Origin of the sequence: Sphingomonas immobilis (assembly GCF_030580995.1) — a bacterium.
Classification (GTDB): Bacteria; Pseudomonadota; Alphaproteobacteria; order Sphingomonadales; family Sphingomonadaceae; genus Sphingomonas; species Sphingomonas immobilis.
Window position 1 is genome coordinate 282047 of the sequence record NZ_JAUQSZ010000001.1, and the last position, 18998, is coordinate 301044.

Below are 18998 nucleotides of genomic sequence, written 5' to 3' on the forward strand. Positions count from 1 at the left end.
GTCAGTGCAGCACCAGCCAGGCCGCGCCGAAGCTCGCCGCGGCGCTCAGGATCGCGACGCCGAGATAGCGCCAGCCATGCCCGCCACGCCTTTGGCCGAGCACGGCGATAGGCTTGAGCGGCGGCTCGGGCGGGGCACCGCCGGGGGTGGGGAAATGCCGCTCGATGTTGCGGATGAGCTGCGGCAGGCGCGACAGCGTGCGCAGATCGGTGACGAGCCGGTCGGCCACGGCGGCTTCCGGGCCCAGTTCGGTCCTGATCCACTCGCGCACGAACGGCGCGGCCGAATCCCACAGGTTGATGTCGGGATCGAGGCTGGTGGCGACGCCCTCGACCATCACCATCGTCTTTTGCAGGAGCAGCAGGTGCGGCTGGGTGCGCATGTCGAAGTCGCGGGTGATGTTGAACAGCCCTTCGAGCATCATGCCGATCGACATATCCTTCACCGCCATGCCGCGCATCGGCTCGCCGACCGCGCGCAGAGCGGTGGCGAACTCGGCGACATTGTGGTGTGCAGGCACATATCCCGCCTCGAAATGGATTTCCGCCACGCGCTTGTAGTTACCGGTGATGAGGCCGTAGAGAATCTCCGCAAGCCATACCCGTGCGCGACGGTCGATCCGCCCCATGATGCCGAAATCGATCGCGGCGATGCGGTTGCCCGGCAGCGCGAACAGATTGCCCTGGTGCATGTCGGCGTGGAAGAACCCCTCCGCGATCGCCTGCCGCAGGAAAGCGTGGACGAGCGTGTCGGCGAGCTTCTGGAGATCGTAGCCCGCCTCCACCAGCGCGGCGCGGTTCGACAGCTTGATGCCGTCGATCCATTCGAGCGTCAGCACGCGGCCGGTGGTGCGCTGCCAGTCGATCGCCGGAACGAGGAAATCGGGCTCCGCCGTCATCGCATCGGCAAGCTCGGAGGCCGAGGCCGCCTCGCGCCGCAGGTCGAGCTCGCGCGCGGTCCAGCGCTTGAACGTCTCGATGACGAGGCGCGGGCGCAGGCGCGCGAGGTCGCCGCCCATGCCCTCCACCTGTGCCGCCGCCCATTCGTAGGTGTCGAGCGCGCGGACGAACTCTTCCTCGACGCCGGGGCGCAGCACCTTGACCGCGACCGTCCGCCCGTCGGTGGTGACGGCGCGGTGGACCTGCGCGATCGAGGCGGCGCCGACCGCGACCGGATCGATCGAGGCGAACAGCGTCGCGGGATCGCGCTGGAACGCGCGCGCCATCTGCGCGTGGATCACCTCGAACGGCAGCGGGGGCAGGGCGTCCTGCAGACGCAGCAGATCGCGCGCGGCATCCTCGCCGACGATATCGGGCCGCGTCGCCAGCGTCTGGCCGAGCTTGATCGCGGCGGGGCCGATCGCCTGGAAGGCATCGGCATAGCGCGGGATCTTGGGCACGCGCGCGCCGATCCGCGCAATGCGGACGAGGCGGCGCACCGGGGCGGGCGTCGCCGGATCGCGCTCGATCCCAGTGAGCGCGCCGTGCCGCGCGAGGATGCGGCCCCATTTCAGGAGCCGCCAGATGTGCGTCGCGGTGGCGGTCACTTCTTAAGCCCCTCCCCTTCAGGGGAGGGGTTTGGGGTGGGGCAGTTCCGGGCGGCGCGCTCTGCGAGGCTTCCCCCACCCCAACCCCTCCCCTGAAGGGGAGGGGCTACAGGTTGGCCCCGCATCAAATCCGCCAGCCGCTGTGGATCGCGACGAGGCCGCCGAGCATCGGCTCGACCTTGGTCTGCACGAAGCCTGCGTCTTTGATCATGCGCTCGAAGGTCGGCATGTCGGGGAAGCGACGGATCGATTCGATCAGATAGCGATACGAATCCGCATCGCCCGCCAGCAGCTTGCCGAGCTGCGGCACGAGCTTGTGCGAATAGGCGTCATAGGCCTCCGCGAAGCCCGGCCACACCGTCGTCGAGAATTCGAGGCAGAAGAAGCGCCCGCCACGCCGCAGCACGCGGTGCGCCTCCTTCAGCGCGGCGGGAATGTCGGTGACGTTGCGGATGCCGAAGGCGATCGTGTAGGCGTCGAAGAAGCGGTCGGGAAATTGCAGCACTTCGGCATTGGCCTCGGTCCACACCAAGCCGTCGTAGCCGCGCTTGGCCGCGCGCTCCATGCCGACTTCGAGCATCTGCGGGTTGATGTCGGCCACGGTCACGCTCGCGCCGCCATCGGCGAGGCGGAAGGCGATGTCGCCGGTGCCGCCCGCCATGTCGAGGATCTGCTCGCCGCCTCGCGGGCACACCCGGCGCACGAAGCGATCCTTCCACAGCCGGTGCATACCGCCCGACATGGCATCGTTCATCAGATCGTATTTCGCCGCCACGTTCGAGAACACGCCGCCGACGCGGGCAGTCTTTTCGGAAGCGGGGATGTCTTCGTAGCCGAAGGAAACGGTGTCGCTCATGGCGATCGCTCTAGCGGGCGCTTGTGGCGCGGGCAAACGCAACCTAGCTGTCTGGCCCATGCCCGAGCTTCCCGAAGTCGAGACCACCGTGCGGGGCCTGCGCCCAGTGCTCGAAGGCGCGCGCCTCACGCTGGTGCAGCCGCGCCGCGGCGACCTGCGCCGGCCATTCCCGGAGGATCTCGGCCAGCGCATGACCGGCGCGCGCGTGACGGCCCTTGGCCGCCGCGCCAAATACGGGCTGATCGACACCGATCGCGGCGACACGATGATCTTCCATCTCGGCATGTCGGGGCGCTGGCGCGTCGATCCGGCGGAGCTGCTGCCGCATGACCACCTCATTCTGGAGACGGATACCGGGCGCAGGCTCGCGCTCAACGATCCGCGCCGCTTCGGCTCGGTCGATCTGGTGCGGACCGATTCGGTCCTCGCCTGGCCGCCCTTCGCCGCGACGGGGCCGGAACCGTTCGATCCCGGTTTCACCGCCGCCTATCTGAAGGACAAGCTCGCCGGGCGGATCGCGCCGATCAAGGCGATGCTGCTCGATCAGAAGGTCGTGGCAGGGCTCGGCAATATCTACGTCTGCGAGGCGCTGTTCATCGCGCGCATCAGCCCGAAGCGCGAGGCCGGGCGAATCAGCCTCGCCAAACTCGAGAAACTCGTGGCCGCGATTCACGAGGTGCTGATCGCCGCGATCGAGGCGGGCGGCTCGACGCTGCGCGACTATGCGCGGCCCGACGGCGAGCTCGGTTATTTCTCCAAGCAGTTCGCCGTCTACGGCCGTGAGGGCGAGCCGTGCGCCGGATGCGCGGGCGTCGTCAGGCGCTATGCGGACGGCGGCCGGTCGACGTTTTGGTGTCCTTCTTGCCAGAAATGATTGACCACCACCGCCTCAGCCGGTAAGGGCGCTGCTTTCCGGGGCCGGGAGCGATTCCTGCGCCCTTTCTTGTTTCAGAATCAGAGGGCTTCATGGCCAATACGCCACAGGCGAAAAAGCGTATCCGTCGCAACGACCGTCGCGCGGAAATCAACGGCAACCGGGTCGGCCGCATCCGCACCTTCGTGAAGAAGGCCGAGGCCGCTCTGGCAGCAGGCGACAAGCCCGCCGCCACCGAAGCGATGGCCGCGATGCAGCCGGAGCTGGCACGTGGCGTCGCCAAGGGCGTGCTGCACAAGAACACCGCATCGCGGAAGTTCTCGCGCCTGACGAAGCGGCTCGCCGCGCTCGCCTGATTCGACCCGTTTCGGGGCAGTCTTCAGCCCGCCCGGCCAGTTCCGGGCGGGTTTTTTGGCGTCCAGAAAAGACGTTTCAAATATGCGCAATTTCGTTTCTCGATGCTGCAGCTGCGTTGCTGGGAACTCGATGCTCTAAACATAGGAGATTCCACGATTCGCAGGGTGTTTCATCAAACAGAAACATAAGACCTTAGTCTTATCAGCCACTTGTGCGATTTTTGACGGGAATCCTTGGCGCAATTCGAGTCAATCCCGAATATTTCAAAATTCTGACGGGTCGCGCTCTTGCTCGACTCGTTTTGATCTTCATAAATGGCCGGCGCAGCGCAGGCGGTTCCGCCTCGCGTCTCATCGAAGTTGGATTGCCAGGCGGATCGTGATTCCGGCTGTGGGGGTTTTTGTCTGTCGTCTGTCTGGCGGCGCGGCACTGTGTCGCGCCGTGGTGGAAGGGTATTGCGTGAACGGTTTTGCGGTCAAGAATGCGATACGGTCGAACGGGCTTGGTAGCGAGCAAACGAACGGACAAGTAAGCGCACAGGCCAACGGAGAGGTTGCGAAGGCCTGGAACACGGTGCGCGCGCATCTGCGCGAATCCGCCGGAGCGCGGCTGTTCGACAAATGGCTGAAGCCGATCGAGCTTACCCCTGAATCGGATACCGACACGGTGCGGCTGGCGCTGCCTTCGGCGTTCATGACCAACTGGGTCAGCAACCACTATGCCGACCGGTTGCTCGCCGAATTCCGCATGCAGATTCCGGGCGTGCGCAGCGTGTCGATCGAGACGCGCTCGGCGATCCCGCAGGTCGCGGCGCTACGCGTCGAGGCCGTTGACGCGCCGCAGGACGCGCCCACTCCGGTCGCGACCATCGCCACGCCGGGCGTGGTGCGCGAGCGGCCGCCGCTCGATCCGCGCTTCACCTTCGATCGCTTCGTCGTCGATCCCTCGAACCGCGTCGCCTTCAATGCCGCACGCGCGCTGGCCGAGCCCGGCGTGCCGCGCTTCAGCCCGCTGTTCCTTCACGGCGGGACGGGGCAGGGCAAGTCGCACCTGATGCACGCGATCGGCGCGGCGTATCTGCTGGCGGTGCCACAGGCCAACGTCATCCTGATGTCGGCCGAGCGCTTCATGTTCGATTTCGTCCAGGCGATCCGCGCGCGCGACACGCATGGCTTCAAGGCGCGGCTGCGCGCCGCCGACCTGCTGCTGATCGACGATCTGCAATTCATCGCCGGCAAGGATTCCACGCAGGAGGAATTCTTCCACACGATCAACGAAGTGATGGGTGCCGGCAAACGTCTCGTCATCAGTGCCGACCGTTGCCCGCAGGGGCTCGACGGGATCGAGCTGCGCATCACCTCGCGCCTGTCGTGCGGTCTCGTCGCCGACATCAAGGCACCCGACCTGACGCTGCGCCGCGCGGTGCTGGCGCGCAAGCTGATCGACATGCCCGAAGTGTCGGCGCCCGCCGAGGTGCTCGATCTGCTGGCGGCGCGCATCACGGCGAACATCCGCGATCTGGAGGGGGCGCTCAACCGACTCGTCGCGTACTCGCAGCTTACCGGCGATCCGATCGACATGGATTTCGCGGTGGCGACGCTCGGCGACATGCTGCGCGGGGCCGAGCGACGCGTGACGATCGACGAGATCCAGAAGGCCGTTTCGGCGCATTTCGAGTTGAAGCCGGTCGATCTCGTATCGGCCCGCCGCGCCGTCGTGGTCGCCCGCCCGCGCCAGATCGCGATGTACCTCGCCAAGCGCCTGACGACGCGCTCGCTGCCCGAAATCGGGCGAAAATTCGGCGGGCGCGACCATTCGACGGTGATCCATGCGGTGCGCCGCATCGAGGAACTGCGCGACAAGGACCGCGACATCGACGCTGCGGTCAGGACTTTGCTGCATACGCTGGAGGGCTGAGCTTCGCTCAGCTTTGAGGTGTGAGATCCCCGGATTCGAAGCGGTGACGCTTGCGGCCTGGGGTTCCATTTTCTGATGCCGTCGCCCCGGCGGAGGCCGGGGCCGTTACGTGCTAGGCAACCGCGCGCCTGATACTCTAGCGGCCCCGGCCTGCGCCGGGGCGACGATCAAACATGCAGCCCCACTGCGGCCTGCGCCGCGCGCAGCGTCGGTGCGGCGATGGCATTGGCCTTGGCGGCCCCCTCCGCCAGCGCGGCGCTCACCGCCGCCTTGTCGTCCAGCAGCGCCGTCAGCCGGTCGCGGATCGGGCCGAGAACGGCGATCGCGAGATCGGCGAGCGCGGGCTTGAACGCGCCGAAGCCCTTACCGGCAAAATCCGCCGTCACCTCTTGCGGGGTCTTGCCTGCCAGCACCGCGTAGATCGTCACGAGGTTCTTCGCCTCGGCGCGCTGTTCCAGATCGGTGAAAGCCTCCGGCAACACGTCGGCGTCGCTCTTGGCCTTCTTCACCTTCGAGGCGATCGTGTCGTCGCTGTCGACCAGGTTGATGCGCGAGGCGTCCGAAGGGTCCGACTTCGACATCTTCGCCGTGCCGTCGCGCAAGCTCATGATGCGCGGCGCTTCCTTGGAAATCAGCGGTTCGGGCAGCGGGAACAGCTCCACGCCGAAATCGGTGTTGAACTTGGTGGCGATATCGCGCGCCAACTCGAGATGCTGCTTCTGGTCGTGCCCGACCGGCACGTGCGTCGCCTTGTAGAGCAGCACGTCGGCGGCCTGGAGAACCGGATAGGTGAAGAGATCGACGCTCTGCGTCTCGCCGCTCTTGCCGGCCTTGTCCTTCCACTGCGTCATGCGGTTGAGCCAGCCCATGCGCGCCGTGCCGCCGAGCAGCCACGCCAGCTCGCTGTGCGCGGGCACGCGCGCCTGGTTGAACAGCACCGAACGCGCGGGGTCGATTCCGCAGGCGAGCAGCGTCGCGGCCATCTCGATCGTGTTGGCGTGCAGCTCGGCCGCGACCACCGGCTGCGACAGCGCGTGCAGATCGGCGAGGAAGAACAGGCAGGTGCCCGCCGGATTTGCATCCTGCATCTGCACCCATTGCTTGATAGCGCCGAGATAGTTGCCGAGGTGGAGGTTGCCGGTAGGCTGGATGCCGGAAAGCACGCGCATGGGAAAGTCCTAGAGGGTCTTGCGCCGCCCGAGCAGCGCCTTGATGTCGGCCACGCGGTACGCGCCGGTGAGGAAACACGCGACGCCATAGATCGCGCAGCCCGCGCCGACCAGCACCGCCAGCGCCGCATAGCGCACGATCAGCGCCCCGCCGAGATACGGATCGAACAGCCGCTCGCACGCATAGACGGTCGCGCCCATCGCCAGCGCTGCCAGCACGAGGCGCGGCACGCGGCGGCGGAGCTGCGCGTCGGCGGCGAAATGTCCGCGCTTCACCAGTGTGGAATAGAGCATCGCCACGTTGACGGTCGACGCGAGTGCGGTCGCGAGCGGCGGGCCGACATGGCCGATCAGCGGGATCATGATGAGGTTGCCGATGATGTTCACGACGATCGACAGCATCGCGAAGCGCACCGGCGTCTTCGTATCGCCGCGCGCGTAATAGCCCGGCGTCAGCACCTTCACGAGCACATAGGAAGGCAGGCCGATCGAGAACGCGCTGAGCGCCCAGCCGCATTTGCGCGCGTCCTCCGCGTCGAAACGGCCGTACTCGAACAGCCCGCGCACGATCGGTTCGGCGGCGATCAGAAAGGCCATCGTCGCGGGAAGCGTCAGGAACAGCGCCAGCTCGATGCCGCGATTCTGCGTATCCATCGCCTCCTGCTCGCGCCCGCCCGACAGCAGGCGCGAGATCGTCGGCAAGAGGATCGTGCCGAGCCCGATGCCGATGAGGCCGAGCGGGAGCTGGTTCAGCCGGTCGGCGTAATAGATGTACGTGATCGAGCCCGAGGCGAGCAGGCTGCCCGCGAGCGAGGTCGAGATCAGCAGGTTGATCTGCGATGCGCCCGCACCGGCGGCGGCGGGGACGATCAGCTTGAGCATCTGCCGCACGTCGTCGTCGAGCCTGGGCATGCGCAGCCGCATGTCGACGCCCGCGCGGTGGCACGCCCAGATCAGCCACAGCAGTTGCAGCACGCCGCCGACCGTCACGGAGATCGCCTGCACGCGCGCGGTCTCATACTCGTCGGCGCCGTGGAACAGCCACAGCCCCGCGATCATCGCGACGTTGAGCAGGATGGGGGCGGCGGCATTGACCCAGAATTTGTCGAGCGAATTGAGGATACCCCCCAGCAGCGACGCCAGCGAAATCAGCGCCAGATAGGGTAGGGTAATGCGCGACAGCATCACCGCGAAGGCGAATTGCTCCGGCGTCGGATGCTGGCGCGCGAAGCCGCCCGACAGCAGCCAGGTGATCGGCCACGCCGCGACCAGCAGCGCCACCGTGAACAGCACGACCACCGGCAACAGCACCGACAGCGCGCGTTCGGCGAAGAGATAGCCGCCGGCCATGCCGTCCGGCCCCGCCGCCTTCTTGTTGAACATCGGGATGAACGCGGCCGAAAACGCGCCTTCCGCGAACAACGCGCGAAACATATTGGGCAGGCGGAAGGCAACGCCGTTGAACGCATCCGACGCGAAGCCCGCGCCGACATAGCGCGCCGCGAGCGAATCGCGCAGCAACGCCAGCACCCGGCTGACGAGCGTAAGCCCGCCGACCGAGCCGAGCGATTTTACGAGGTTCATGGCTTTGTCACCCCGTTCTCCATCACCGTTCGCCCTGAGCTTGTCGAAGGGCTGTCCTTCTTGGCACGAAGAAAGGGCAGGGCTTCGACAAGCTCAGCCCGAACGGGGAGGGGGGCATCCAGGCCAGATCAGGCTCAAGCCGTGCCGGTCACCCCGACATTGCCGTTCTGCGCCTCGGCCTGCTGCATGAACAGCGCGGCGAAATCGATCGGCTCGAGCAGCAGCGGCGGGAAGCCGCCGTCGCGCACGGCATCGGCCAGCACGCGGCGGGCGAAGGGGAAGATCAGGCGCGGAGCCTCGGCGAGCAGGAAGGGTTGGAGATGCTCGACCGGCATGTTGCGCATCCCGAACAGCCCCGCGTACGAGAGATCGACGAGGAAGGCGACGGTATCGTCGGCCTGCGCCTTCACCTCGATGCGCAGCGTCACTTCATGTACGTCGTCGGCGACCTGCTGTGCGTTGATATTGAACTGGACGTCGATGTTGGGCTGCGCCTGCGACTGGAAGATCGCCGGTGCGTTCGGATTCTCGAACGACAGGTCCTTCACATATTGCGAGATCAGCCCCACCGCCGGCGCGGTATCCTCGCCGTTGGTCAGCGGCACGGTGGAAGTGATGATGCCGTCGTCCTGTTCGCTCATGAAAACGCGTCCTTAAATCTGTCCGGGCAAACGCCGTGCTGGCTGGCGTTCGCGAAAAGGCGCGCCTAGCAGGGGGCGCGAGGCAGTTCAACGGTGCCGGTTTCGGCTCCATTTGTAACGCTCGCGCGTTAGGGCTATATTGAACGCTCGCCGAAGATCCGGAGGCTTAGGCCCAGTGCAACTATTCTACGTCGTCTTGCTCGCGATGGTCGCCGGTTTCCTGGCGCTCCGTCTCTATATGGTCCTCGGCAAGCGCACCGGCCACGAGCAGCCGTTGCCCAAGCCGGCCGAGGAACGCGCGCCCGTAACGGCGCTGCCGCGCCCGATCGAGGTTCCGGCAGAACAGCGCGATCTCGCCGCCCGCAACATCGCGCCGCGTGCCGAGGCGGGTATCCGTTCGATCGTTTCGGCCGAGCCCGGCTTCGACGTCGCGCGCTTCCTGGAAGGCGCGCAGTCGGCCTATCGCATGATTCTGGAAGCCTATTGGAAGGGCGACGAGGAGCAGCTTTCGTGGCTCGCCGACGACGAGGTCCGCGCGGCCTTCGTCGCGGCCATCGCCGAGCGTGCCGAGGCGGGCCATGTGCTCGACAACCGCCTCGTCTCGATCGAACGCGCGATGATCTCCGACGCGTCGCTCACCGGCAAGCTCGCGCGCATCACGGTGCGCTTCGATGCCGATATCGCCGCCGTCACGCGCGATGCCGAGGGTGTCGTGGTCGCCGGATCGATGACCGACGCGGTCGAGACGCACGACGTCTGGACGTTCGCGCGGACGCTCAAGAGCAACGACCCGAACTGGAAGCTCGCGGACACCGACGAAGCGTGATCCGCTCGGGGGGGCTGGGGATCGCAGCGACGGCCACGCTGCTGCTGCTTTCGGCGTGCGTAAGTCCGGGAGGCGAACGCCCGCGTGATGCCGCGCGACCGCAGCAATATCCGTCCGAGCCGTACCGCGCGCCCGTTCGCGATGCGCCGCGTCAGCCGGTTGCCGCCAAGCCGCTGCCGCCCGTTGCCGTCGCGCCGCCGCCCGCCAATACCGCGAGCGCGCGCAGCGCCGGCGTCGTCGCCGGCCCGCCTGTCTACACGCTGCCGATCAGCGAGGAACGCGCCGCCGCCGCGCTCGGTGCCTTCCGCACCTCGTGCCCTGCGCTCACCCGCCGCACGGATTCGTCGGGCCTGACGCAAGCCGCCGACTGGGTCGGCGTGTGCAGCGCCGCCAGCGGCGTGCAGAGCGGCGAGGCGCGCAGCTTCTTCGCGCAATATTTCGAGGCGGTGCAGGTCGGCGACGGCAAGGCCTTTGCCACCGGCTATTACGAGCCCGAGATCGCCGGATGCCGCACCCGCCAGCCGGGGTGCGAGACGCCGGTCTACGGCCGCCCGACCGATCTGATCGACGTCGATCTCGGCCTGTTCAGCGATACGCTGAAGGGCAAGAAGATCCGCGGCAAGATCAGCGGCAAGAGCTTCGTCCCCTATGACGACCGCACGGGCATCGAGGAGGGCGCGCTCGGCAACGGCCGCGCGCCGATCCTCGCCTGGGCGGCCGATCCGGTCGAATTGTTCTTCCTGCAGGTGCAGGGATCGGGGCGGCTGCGCCTGCCCGACGGCGGCACGATCCGCATCGGCTACGACACGCAGAACGGCCGTGACTATACCGGCATCGGCGCGCTGATGCGGACACGCGGGCTGATCGGGCCCGGTCAGGCGTCGATGCAGGGCATCGTCCAGTGGCTGCACAATCATCCGGCCGAGGGCCGCGAGATCATGCGCGAGAACAAGAGCTACGTCTTCTTCCGCATCATGCCCGGCCCGCCGCAGGGCGCGATGGGCTATGCCGTGACCGGCGGCGCGAGCGTGGCGGTCGATCCCAAATTCGTGCCGATGGGTGCGCCCGCCTTCCTGTCGATGGACCGCACCGATGCGACCGGCATCTGGGTGGCGCAGGATACCGGCGGCGCGATCAAGGGCGCCAACCGCTTCGACACCTATTGGGGCGGCGGCGACGATGCCCGCGCGATCGCCGGCGGCATGTCGGCGCGCGGCACCGCCTTCCTGCTGCTGCCGGTGGGCACGCTGGCGCGGTTGCAGGCGGAGAGGCCCAGGGAATAACGGGGTGGGAAAGCACCCGCTGACCCCTGACGAAGCGGCGTTATGGGCGCGCGTGATCGAGACGGTGCGGCCGTTTCGCGCCGTCGCGGCGGTTGCGGCACCTGCCCCCGTTGTGGAGGCGCCCAAGCCTCAGCCGTCGCCCCGGCGGAGGCCGGGGCCGTTGGGTAGTGGATCGACGGGCTCGCCGAGCAACGTAGCGGCCCCGGCCTCCGCCGGGGATCAGCCGAAGGCCCATGCCGACAAGACGCTCGACGGCTCCTGGGACAAGAAACTCACGCGCGGCGTCGTCCAGGTCGATCGTTCGGTCGATCTCCACGGCCACACGCTCAACTCCGCTTACACCCTCCTTGACCGCGCGCTCGACGCGGCGATCCGCGAGGGCGACCGCGTCGTCCTGCTCGTCACCGGCAAGGCACCGCGACCGGAAAGCGAGCGCCCGCACGCGCGCGGCGCGATCCGCGCGGCGGTCGGCGACTGGCTCGCCGGATCGCGCCACGCGCGCGACATCGCCGCCGTCCGCCCCGCGCATCCGCGCCACGGCGGGGCCGGCGCGCTCTATATCGTGCTGCGCCGCACACGCGATTTACCGAAGAATTAACCTGTTGCTGGCAGGCTCTCGCCACCCCGAAATCCAGGACGGGGATGGTCGCAAGAGGGTTTCTAACGCGCGATGGAAGGTTTCACGCTCAAAGCGCGCGCGATCACCTTCGCGATGGGCGCGGCCGCGGCTGCCTTCGTCATCGTGCTGGTGGCGACCGCCGGCGGTATTCCCGACGCGAGCGAGATCGGCCGCGCGCTGATCCTCGCGATCGTGTGCGGCGCGATCTGCTGGTTCTCGATCGAGCGCGGCGTCGCCACCACGGCGGCGGCGATCGATGCCGCGATCGAGCGCCTGACCGAAGCCTCCAAGGGCGACCTCGCCAGCGAAATCCCTGCCGAGATCGAGACGCACGTGCCGCATCTCGCCGCGACGATGCGCGGGCTGTTCGGCCATCTCAGCGCCAATCTGGAGAGCGTCCACCGCATCGCAATGGTCGACCCCGTCACCGCGCTGCCAAACCGCACGAGCTTCCGCCGCAGTTGCGAGCATATGCTGGAGACGATGCCGCCGCAGCAGAACGCGGCGTTGCTCTTCATCGATCTCGATCGTTTCAAGGCGGTCAACGACACGATGGGCCATGCCACCGGCGACATGCTGCTCGGCATGGTCGCCAACCGCCTGCGTGCGGTCGGCGACCGCGTGGCCGCCGATGCGACCGGGCCCGCGCCGCTGATCGGGCGGCTGGCCGGCGACGAGTTCACGATGTTCTTCCCGGAGCTTGGCGACGACGCCGACATCTCGCGCATCTGCCGCGGCGTGCTGTTCGCGCTGGCCGAACCGTTCCACATTCTCGGCACCGATATCTCGATCGGCGCGTCGATCGGCGTCGCGCTGCGCCCTGAACACGGCGAGGCGCTGACCGATCTGATGCGCGCCGCCGACGCTGCCATGTACCATGCCAAGGCAACCGGACGTGGCCGTGCGGAACATTATTCCGAAACGCTCGCCAACGAGATCGCCGGGCGCCTGCGCCTCGAAGGCGAATTGCGCGAGGCTATCGACCGCAAGCAGTTCGATCTCGTCTATCAGCCGCAGGTCGCGATCCGCGGCGGCGAGACGGTCGCGGCCGAGGCGCTGCTGCGCTGGCACCACCCGGACGGCGTGCGCCTGCCCGAGAGCTTCATCCGCCGCGCCGAGGAAACCGGCCTGATCGTCGAGATCGGCGACTGGGTAATCGGCAAGGTCGCCGCCACCATCGCGCGCTGGGGCGAGCTCGGCATCGAGCAGCGTCTGGCGATCAACATCTCGCCGCGCCAGCTCGACCGCGCCAATTTCTTCCACCGCCTGCGCGCCGCCATGCAGGAGGCAAACGCGCCCGCGCGGCTGCTGGAGCTGGAGATCACCGAATCGCTGGCGATGCATTGCAGCGACACCGTGATCGAGGCGATCGCGCTGCTGCGCGCCGACGGCGCGACGGTGGCGATCGACGATTTCGGCACCTCCTATTCCAGCCTCGCCAAACTGCGCGCGCTGCCGGTCGATCGCATCAAGCTCGACCAGAGCCTGATCGCCGCCATCGCCACCGACGAGGCTGCCCGCAACATCACCCAGGCGGTGATCGGGCTGATCCACGGATTGGGCTGCGAAGCGGTGGGCGAGGGGATCGAGACGCAGGCGCAGGCCGACGTGCTGCGCGTGATCGGTTGCGACGTGATACAGGGCTATGCCGTCGCGCTGCCGATGGACGAGGCCGCCTTCATCGCCTGGAGCCGGGGCAACACGGCGGACGACGCGCGCCGCGCATAGGAAAAGGGCCGGGAACGCCTTCGCGCGCCCGGCCCTTTCTTTTCCGCCAGAGGCGGTCGGTTTACATCTTGTAGGTCAGGCGGACGTAACCGAACTGGCCGGGTGCGTCGTAGGTCGTCGGATCGTAGTTCGCGCCGCCGCAGCTGAAGCAGGCGGGCGGATCACGATCGAAGATGTTGTTCACGCCGAGCGTCAGCGCGAGCCGCTCTTCGAGGAACGACGGTGCGTAGCCGAGCTGAAGGTCGCCGTAGAACACGCTGCCCATGCGGTTGCCGTTCACGCTCTCGGTCACGCCGCTGATGTAGCGGCCGGTGAACGCGGCGGTGAAGCCCGCCAGCGACCAGTCGAGCGTCGCATTGCCCTTGAAGCGCGGGAACGCCTGGTCGGGGCTGCCGCGCTCGGTGCCTTCACGATTGAGCACGACCGCGCCGTTCGACGCGGCGAGCGTGTACTTGAGCAGCCACGTCGCGTTCGCCGACAGGCCGAACGCGCCGATCGGGGTCAGCGGCGAGCGGTAGCGGAAGGTCGCATCGATGCCGCGCGTCTTGATCGAATCGAGATTGTCGAGCGTCGCGTCGATCTCGTTGATGAAGCCGTTGGCGGTACGGATGATCTGCGAGCAGGCGCTCGCATCGCCGAGCAAGGCGCAATTGTTGAGCTTCACGTTGGCATCGAGTGCCGCGATCGCGTTGTCGACCTGGATGTCGTAGTAATTGACTTCCAGGCTGAGCTGCGTCGACCAGCCGCTGCTGCGCGCCCATGCCGGCGAATAGACCGCGCCGAACAGCAGGCTGCGCGACGTTTCCGGCTTCAGGTTGCGGTTGCCGCGGGTCAGCACGGGCAGCTGCCCGCCCTGATCCTCGGCATAGCTGCCGTCGGCGGGAACGCCGTTGGCGATGCAGTTCGCGCGGACCGTCGCGTTGGACTGGAACAGGCCGCCGGCTGCGCTGGTGCAGGGATCGTTGGCGGGAAGATCGAAGCGCGAGCGGTCGCTGAACAGCTCGCCAAGGCTCGGCGCGCGGAAGCCCGTTGCGTACGAACCACGCAGCAGCAGGTCATCGACCGGCTTCCACAGGCCGATCGCGGTGTAGGTCGTGCTGCCGCCGGTGATCGAATAATCGGCATGGCGGACCGAGCCGTTGACCTCGAGCGACTGGATGAAGGGCGTGTCCTTCACCAGCGGCACGCGAAGCTCGCCGTAGAACTCGTTCGAATGATACTTGCCGGCTGCCGGCTTGGACGGGATGTCCGCACCGAGGCCCGCGGCGATGATCGGATCGGGATTGAAGTTCGCGATCTGGACACGGTGTTCGTACCCGATCGCGAAGCCGATCGGGCCGGCCGGCAGATCGACGAGATCGCCGCTCAGGTTCGCCGTGTAATCGTACAGCTCCTGCTTGCTGCGATCGATCTCGGTGAACTGGATGTAGTTGAGCATCGCCGGCGTGATCGAGCCCGCACCACCGAAGATGTTGAGCGGCACGCAGCCCGGCGTCGCGTTGCACGCGGCGACGGGACCGAGCGCGAGCCCGACGCGGTCGGCGCGGACGTTGCCGGTGAAGGTCTGGTACGCATCGTTCACGCCGAAGGCGGCCGTCGCGTCCCAATACCACTTATGTTCGCCGACGTTGAACGAGCCGTCGAGCGTCGCCGACGCGGTCATCGTGTCGACCTGCTGGTTGAACGTGCGCTGTCCGGCTTCCACCAGGCGGCGCGCGACGAAGCTGTAATTGGCGGGGCCCTCGCCGGGCTTGCCGGCCGACAGCGTCACGCCGAAGGGGTTGTACGGGTTGGTGCGGTCGATCGACATCACGTCGAACAGGCTGCCCGCGCCGTTGCCCGCATCGGGGCCGATGAACAGCGGCTCGAACGCCGCCTGGTTCTGCGAGTTGCGGCGGTTGTAGGCGGCCTTCACGCGCAGGTTGATGTTGTCGTTCACCTCCTGCTTGAAGCTGAACCACGCGCCATAGCGCTCGGTCGGCGTCACGATGTAGTTGAACGGCGCGAAGTTGAAGCGATCCGACGCGGTGAAGGGCCGCAGATCGGCGAGCGTCGGATTGTTGTTCGGCGCGTTCCTGATCGTGAGATTGCCGAAGAAGCCGAGGAAGCGGCCGTTGACCGCCGCGCTGCTGCAGCCGCCGATGGGATCGGTACAGGCGGTCTGGCCGGGGTTCGGGAATTGCGAGATCGTGCGGTTGGCGGTGCGCACCGCCTCCTGCTTGGTGTAATAGCCGCCGGCGACGAAGTTCGTCGTCGGGCCCTTGATGCCGTAGCTCAGGCTGTAATCCTGCGTGTGGCCGTCGCCCTGGCGGAACGTGCCGAACTGCGCGGATGCCTTCAGGCCGACCTGCTGCGCGACGGTGATGACGTTGACCACGCCGGCGATCGCGTCCGAACCGTAGAGCGACGACGCGCCCGACTGCAGCACTTCGACACGGTCGATCATGTTGCTGGGAATGGTGTTGAGATCGACCGTCGCGGGGATGCCGCTGCCGCTGGTGCCGGGCACGTAGCGGACGCCGTCGACCAGCACGAGCGTGCGCTTCGAGCTGAGGTAGCGCAGGTCGATTTCCGCCGAGCCCGCGCCGACGCCGCCGCCGTCCGGCGGATTGCCGAGGTTGCCCGAATTGTTGACCTTGCTGTTCAGGCCGCCGCTGGCGCTCGGGATGCGCTGCAGGACGTCGGCGATCGAGGACAGGCCGGTCTTGGCGATGGTCGACTGGTCGAGCGTGACGACCGGGCTTTCGTCGTTGAGCGGGTCGCGGCGGATGCGCGATCCGGTGACGACGATGTCGCCCGAGGGTGCCGCGGCCGGGCCATCGGCCGGCAGGCTCTGCGCCTGCGCCGCGCCGGCGCCGAACATGAGCGCGGACGCGACCACGCCGCATCGCAACGCTGATTTGTAAGTCATTCGATTTCCCCTGTTGTATGACAGGAAGGTGACGCCGCAGCCGTCCCCCGGTCAACTCGAAAGGGGCCGTTTCGGGGTTTTCGCCGAAAAATGTTTCAGTATGTTGCTGCGACGCAACAACCTGTTAACGTCTTGCCGGGGTGGATTGCGGACTTCGCCGGGTGGGTCTTTTCGGCTATGTCGTCGTCCCAAGGGGGCCGGATGCAGCATCATCACGATCTGATCGTCATCGGCTCCGGCCCCTCCGGCCGGCGCGCGGCGGTGCAGGCGGCGAAGCTCGGCAAGAGCGTGCTGGTGGTCGAGCGCGGGCGGCGCGTCGGCGGCGTCTCGGTCCACACCGGCACCATCCCCTCCAAGACTCTCCGCGAAACGGTGCTGAACCTTTCCGGCTGGCGGGAACGCGGCTTCTACGGCCGCGCCTACCGCGTGAAGCAGGAGATTTCCGCCGAGGACCTGATGGTCCGCCTGCACAAGACGCTCGATCACGAGGTCGAGGTCCTCGAACACCAGTTCAGCCGCAACGGCGTGAAGGCGATCATGGGCGAGGGCCGCTTCATCGATCCGCACACGATCGAGGTGACGACGACGGGCGGCGACATCAGCATCCACAGCGCCGAGTTCATCCTGCTCGCCTGCGGGACCAAGCCGTTCCGCCCCGCGCACGTCCCCTTCGACGGCAAGCACGTGCTCGACGGCGACGAGATCCTCGATCTTACCCACCTGCCGCGCAGCCTCACCGTCATCGGCGCGGGCGTGATCGGCGTGGAGTACGCCACGATCTTCTCCGCGCTCGACGTGGCGGTGACGTTGGTCGAGCCGCGCGACACCTTCCTCGACTTCATCGACCGCGAGATCATCGAGGAGTTCGTCCACGACCTGCGCGACCGCAATGTCGCACTCCGCCTCGGCTCCGAAGTGACCGACATCCGCGTCGAGGGCGGGCAGGTGCTCAGCCAGCTCAAGGCCGGGCGCACGATCCGCAGCGAGATGCTGCTGTTCGCCGCCGGCCGCGTCGGCGCGACCGACAGTTTGAACCTGGAGGCGGCCGGCATCGCCGTCGATCACCGCGGCCGCATCCAGGTCGACGATCACACGATGCAGACCGCCGTTCCGCACATCTACGCGGCGGGCGACGTCATCGGTTTCCCCAGCCTCGCCTCGACCTCGATGGAGCAGGGCCGGCTCGCCGCGTGCCACGCCTTCGGCCTCGCGCCGCCGCCGCCGCCCGAATTCTTCCCCTACGGCATCTACTCCGTCCCCGAAATCTCGACCGTGGGGATGAGCGAGGAGGAGGTGCTGCGCCGCGGCATCCCCTACGAATGCGGCGTCGCGCGCTTTCGGGAGACGTCGCGCGGGCACATCATGGGGCTCAACACCGGCATGATGAAGATGATCTTCTCGATCAAGTCGCGCCGCCTGCTGGGCGTCCACATCGTCGGCGAGGGCGCGACCGAGCTGATCCATATCGGCCAGGCGGTGCTCAACCTGAAGGGCGGCATCGATTATTTCATCGAGAACACCTTCAACTATCCGACGCTGGCCGAGGCGTACAAGATCGCGAGCCTGGATGCGTGGAACCGGTTGCCGCGCTAAAAAACCTCTGTCCTACACGAACCGATATGGTTATTTGGTGCGCGCATGCAGGATCGCGTGCCCACCACCCGCCCAATGCTCGATTTCGAGCCTGTCCCCCGCAAATACCGCGTCGACGGCTGGACGCCCGAACGCCAGCAGGCCTTCATCGCGGCGCTCGCCGAAACCGGATCGGTAAGGTCTGCGGCCAAACGCATCAACATGAGCCCCGAGGGCGCCTATGCCCTCCGTCGTCAGCCCGGCGCGGAAAGTTTCTGCCGCGCCTGGAACGCCGCGATCGACCACGGCGTGCAGAACCTCGCCGATGCCGTGCTGGATCGCGCGCTCAACGGCGTGCCGGTCCCGATCATGTACAAGGGCGAGCAGGTCGCCGAACGCCGCGTATACAACGAGCGCACGGCGCTGGTCGTGCTCGCCAACCGCATGCCCGATCTGTTCGGTCGCCCCGGTCTCCGCCCCGGCACGAAGAGCCAGGACACGATCGCGCGCGAGGCGGCCGAGAACTGCCCGGTCTGCCGCGCCGAGCGCGAGGCTGCCAACGATCCCGACGAGAAGGCGGCGCTCGGCGTGATGCTCGACACGCTGTTGCAGAACTACATGATGAAGCTCGTCTACGAACGCCGCGCGCGCCTGAACGGAGACGTCGCCGCGGCCGACTTCACCGTGCGCCAGCTCACGCAGATCGAACTGATGGTCGCCGCCGCCGATTCGTCGCCCGAGCGGATCGCCATCTGGCAAGCCGCGATCGAGGATATCAGCCGTAGCTGGAAATGGTCCGACGAGAAGCGCGCTGCCGTCGTAACGCTCACGTGCGAGATGAGGCGGATGCGCGAGACCGTCTGGAAGGGGGATCGCGACCTGCGCCCCTTCGCGCGACCGCCGCAGGATTTCGGCCCGCAGGGCATGGGCGGCGGCCCCGGCATCGACGACCGCTACAAGGTGCAGGCGCAGGCCCGCGAACAGATGGCGGCGGCACAGGCGCTGTGGGAAGCGGCGGCGACGGAGGAGGGGTGGGAGAGGTGGCGGGAAGGAGGGGGAAGACCTGTCGACCGCTGACGCCCCCGTTGTGGTCGTGTGTTGAATGTCGGCTAACG

Annotated in this window: 15 protein-coding genes; 9 read left to right on the plus strand and 6 right to left on the minus strand. The window is 67.3% G+C overall.

Annotated elements, in window-relative coordinates:
• Window position 1 precedes the first annotated feature (1 nt).
• Both ubiB and Q5H94_RS01295 read right to left on the minus strand, forming a co-directional pair.
• A complete protein-coding gene (gene ubiB / locus Q5H94_RS01290) occupies window positions 2-1546 on the minus strand; it encodes a 2-polyprenylphenol 6-hydroxylase (RefSeq protein WP_304559313.1) in 1545 nt (514 codons plus the stop codon).
• A gap of 124 nt (window positions 1547-1670) precedes the next feature.
• Window positions 1671-2402 carry a class I SAM-dependent methyltransferase gene (locus Q5H94_RS01295; protein WP_304559315.1) on the minus strand — a complete coding sequence of 244 codons (732 nt, stop codon included), beginning with the start codon at window positions 2400-2402 and terminating at the stop codon, window positions 1671-1673.
• A gap of 58 nt (window positions 2403-2460) precedes the next feature.
• Between Q5H94_RS01295 and mutM the strand changes: the two genes are divergently transcribed.
• The 3 genes from mutM (at window position 2461) to dnaA (ending at window position 5550) form a co-directional block, all read left to right on the plus strand.
• Window positions 2461-3276, plus strand: coding sequence for a bifunctional DNA-formamidopyrimidine glycosylase/DNA-(apurinic or apyrimidinic site) lyase (mutM, locus tag Q5H94_RS01300; RefSeq protein WP_304559316.1), 816 nt, complete (start codon window positions 2461-2463; stop codon window positions 3274-3276).
• A 92-nt stretch (window positions 3277-3368) separates the two neighbouring features.
• Window positions 3369-3632: a 30S ribosomal protein S20 gene (gene rpsT, locus Q5H94_RS01305; RefSeq protein ID WP_304559317.1), complete on the plus strand. Its 264-nt coding sequence runs from the start codon at window positions 3369-3371 to the stop codon at window positions 3630-3632.
• A 487-nt stretch (window positions 3633-4119) separates the two neighbouring features.
• Window positions 4120-5550, plus strand: a complete 1431-nt coding sequence (gene dnaA / locus Q5H94_RS01310; RefSeq protein ID WP_431312127.1) for a chromosomal replication initiator protein DnaA — start codon at window positions 4120-4122, stop codon at window positions 5548-5550.
• Between the two features lie 167 nt (window positions 5551-5717).
• On the opposite strand, the gene trpS is transcribed toward dnaA, so the two are convergent.
• From trpS to secB, 3 genes are all read right to left on the minus strand, one after another.
• Window positions 5718-6719 carry a tryptophan--tRNA ligase gene (gene trpS / locus Q5H94_RS01315; protein WP_304559320.1) on the minus strand — a complete coding sequence of 334 codons (1002 nt, stop codon included), beginning with the start codon at window positions 6717-6719 and terminating at the stop codon, window positions 5718-5720.
• 9 nt (window positions 6720-6728) lie between these two features.
• The gene (gene murJ / locus Q5H94_RS01320) at window positions 6729-8303 is read right to left on the minus strand and encodes a murein biosynthesis integral membrane protein MurJ (protein ID WP_304559322.1); all 1575 of its coding nucleotides are present in this window, start codon (window positions 8301-8303) and stop codon (window positions 6729-6731) included.
• A gap of 134 nt (window positions 8304-8437) precedes the next feature.
• Complete coding sequence (gene secB, locus Q5H94_RS01325; protein ID WP_304559323.1) at window positions 8438-8944, minus strand: protein-export chaperone SecB; 507 nt, start codon at window positions 8942-8944, stop codon at window positions 8438-8440.
• Between the two features lie 205 nt (window positions 8945-9149).
• On the opposite strand from secB, the gene Q5H94_RS01330 reads away from it, so the two are divergent.
• The 4 genes from Q5H94_RS01330 to Q5H94_RS01345 all read left to right on the plus strand — a co-directional run bounded on the left by Q5H94_RS01330 (window position 9150) and on the right by Q5H94_RS01345 (window position 13400).
• Window positions 9150-9770 (plus strand): Tim44/TimA family putative adaptor protein, encoded by a 621-nt coding sequence (locus Q5H94_RS01330; RefSeq protein WP_431312128.1) that lies wholly within the window; start codon window positions 9150-9152, stop codon window positions 9768-9770.
• On the plus strand, window positions 9770-11053 hold the full coding sequence (mltA, locus tag Q5H94_RS01335) for a murein transglycosylase A (RefSeq protein ID WP_304559742.1): 1284 nt from the start codon (window positions 9770-9772) through the stop codon (window positions 11051-11053). Before Q5H94_RS01330 ends, mltA begins: the two co-directional genes overlap by 1 nt.
• A gap of 4 nt (window positions 11054-11057) precedes the next feature.
• The gene (locus tag Q5H94_RS01340) at window positions 11058-11651 is read left to right on the plus strand and encodes a Smr/MutS family protein (RefSeq protein ID WP_304559326.1); all 594 of its coding nucleotides are present in this window, start codon (window positions 11058-11060) and stop codon (window positions 11649-11651) included.
• A 72-nt stretch (window positions 11652-11723) separates the two neighbouring features.
• On the plus strand, window positions 11724-13400 hold the full coding sequence (locus Q5H94_RS01345; protein ID WP_304559327.1) for a putative bifunctional diguanylate cyclase/phosphodiesterase: 1677 nt from the start codon (window positions 11724-11726) through the stop codon (window positions 13398-13400).
• Window positions 13401-13461: 61 nt separating this feature from the next.
• Here Q5H94_RS01345 and Q5H94_RS01350 read toward each other — a convergent pair whose 3' ends face one another.
• Window positions 13462-16311 carry a TonB-dependent receptor domain-containing protein gene (locus Q5H94_RS01350; RefSeq protein WP_304559328.1) on the minus strand — a complete coding sequence of 950 codons (2850 nt, stop codon included), beginning with the start codon at window positions 16309-16311 and terminating at the stop codon, window positions 13462-13464.
• 201 nt (window positions 16312-16512) lie between these two features.
• Between Q5H94_RS01350 and sthA the strand changes: the two genes are divergently transcribed.
• Together sthA and Q5H94_RS01360 are read left to right on the plus strand one after the other, a co-directional pair.
• Window positions 16513-17904: a Si-specific NAD(P)(+) transhydrogenase gene (gene sthA / locus Q5H94_RS01355; RefSeq protein WP_304559329.1), complete on the plus strand. Its 1392-nt coding sequence runs from the start codon at window positions 16513-16515 to the stop codon at window positions 17902-17904.
• 57 nt (window positions 17905-17961) lie between these two features.
• Complete coding sequence (locus Q5H94_RS01360; protein ID WP_304559330.1) at window positions 17962-18960, plus strand: hypothetical protein; 999 nt, start codon at window positions 17962-17964, stop codon at window positions 18958-18960.
• Window positions 18961-18998: the final 38 nt, after the last annotated feature.

What these genes read in the sequence shown, in the direction of transcription:
- Q5H94_RS01295 (WP_304559315.1), bottom strand. Translation starts at nt 2,402, where the DNA reads ATGAGCGACACCGTTTCCTTCGGCTACGAAGACATCCCCGCTTCCGAA.
- mutM (WP_304559316.1), top strand. Translation starts at nt 2,461, where the DNA reads ATGCCCGAGCTTCCCGAAGTCGAGACCACCGTGCGGGGCCTGCGCCCA.
- rpsT (WP_304559317.1), top strand. Translation starts at nt 3,369, where the DNA reads ATGGCCAATACGCCACAGGCGAAAAAGCGTATCCGTCGCAACGACCGT.
- trpS (WP_304559320.1), bottom strand. Translation starts at nt 6,719, where the DNA reads ATGCGCGTGCTTTCCGGCATCCAGCCTACCGGCAACCTCCACCTCGGC.
- murJ (WP_304559322.1), bottom strand. Translation starts at nt 8,303, where the DNA reads ATGAACCTCGTAAAATCGCTCGGCTCGGTCGGCGGGCTTACGCTCGTC.
- secB (WP_304559323.1), bottom strand. Translation starts at nt 8,944, where the DNA reads ATGAGCGAACAGGACGACGGCATCATCACTTCCACCGTGCCGCTGACC.
- Q5H94_RS01330 (WP_431312128.1), top strand. Translation starts at nt 9,150, where the DNA reads ATGGTCGCCGGTTTCCTGGCGCTCCGTCTCTATATGGTCCTCGGCAAG.
- Q5H94_RS01345 (WP_304559327.1), top strand. Translation starts at nt 11,724, where the DNA reads ATGGAAGGTTTCACGCTCAAAGCGCGCGCGATCACCTTCGCGATGGGC.
- Q5H94_RS01350 (WP_304559328.1), bottom strand. Translation starts at nt 16,311, where the DNA reads ATGACTTACAAATCAGCGTTGCGATGCGGCGTGGTCGCGTCCGCGCTC.
- sthA (WP_304559329.1), top strand. Translation starts at nt 16,513, where the DNA reads ATGCAGCATCATCACGATCTGATCGTCATCGGCTCCGGCCCCTCCGGC.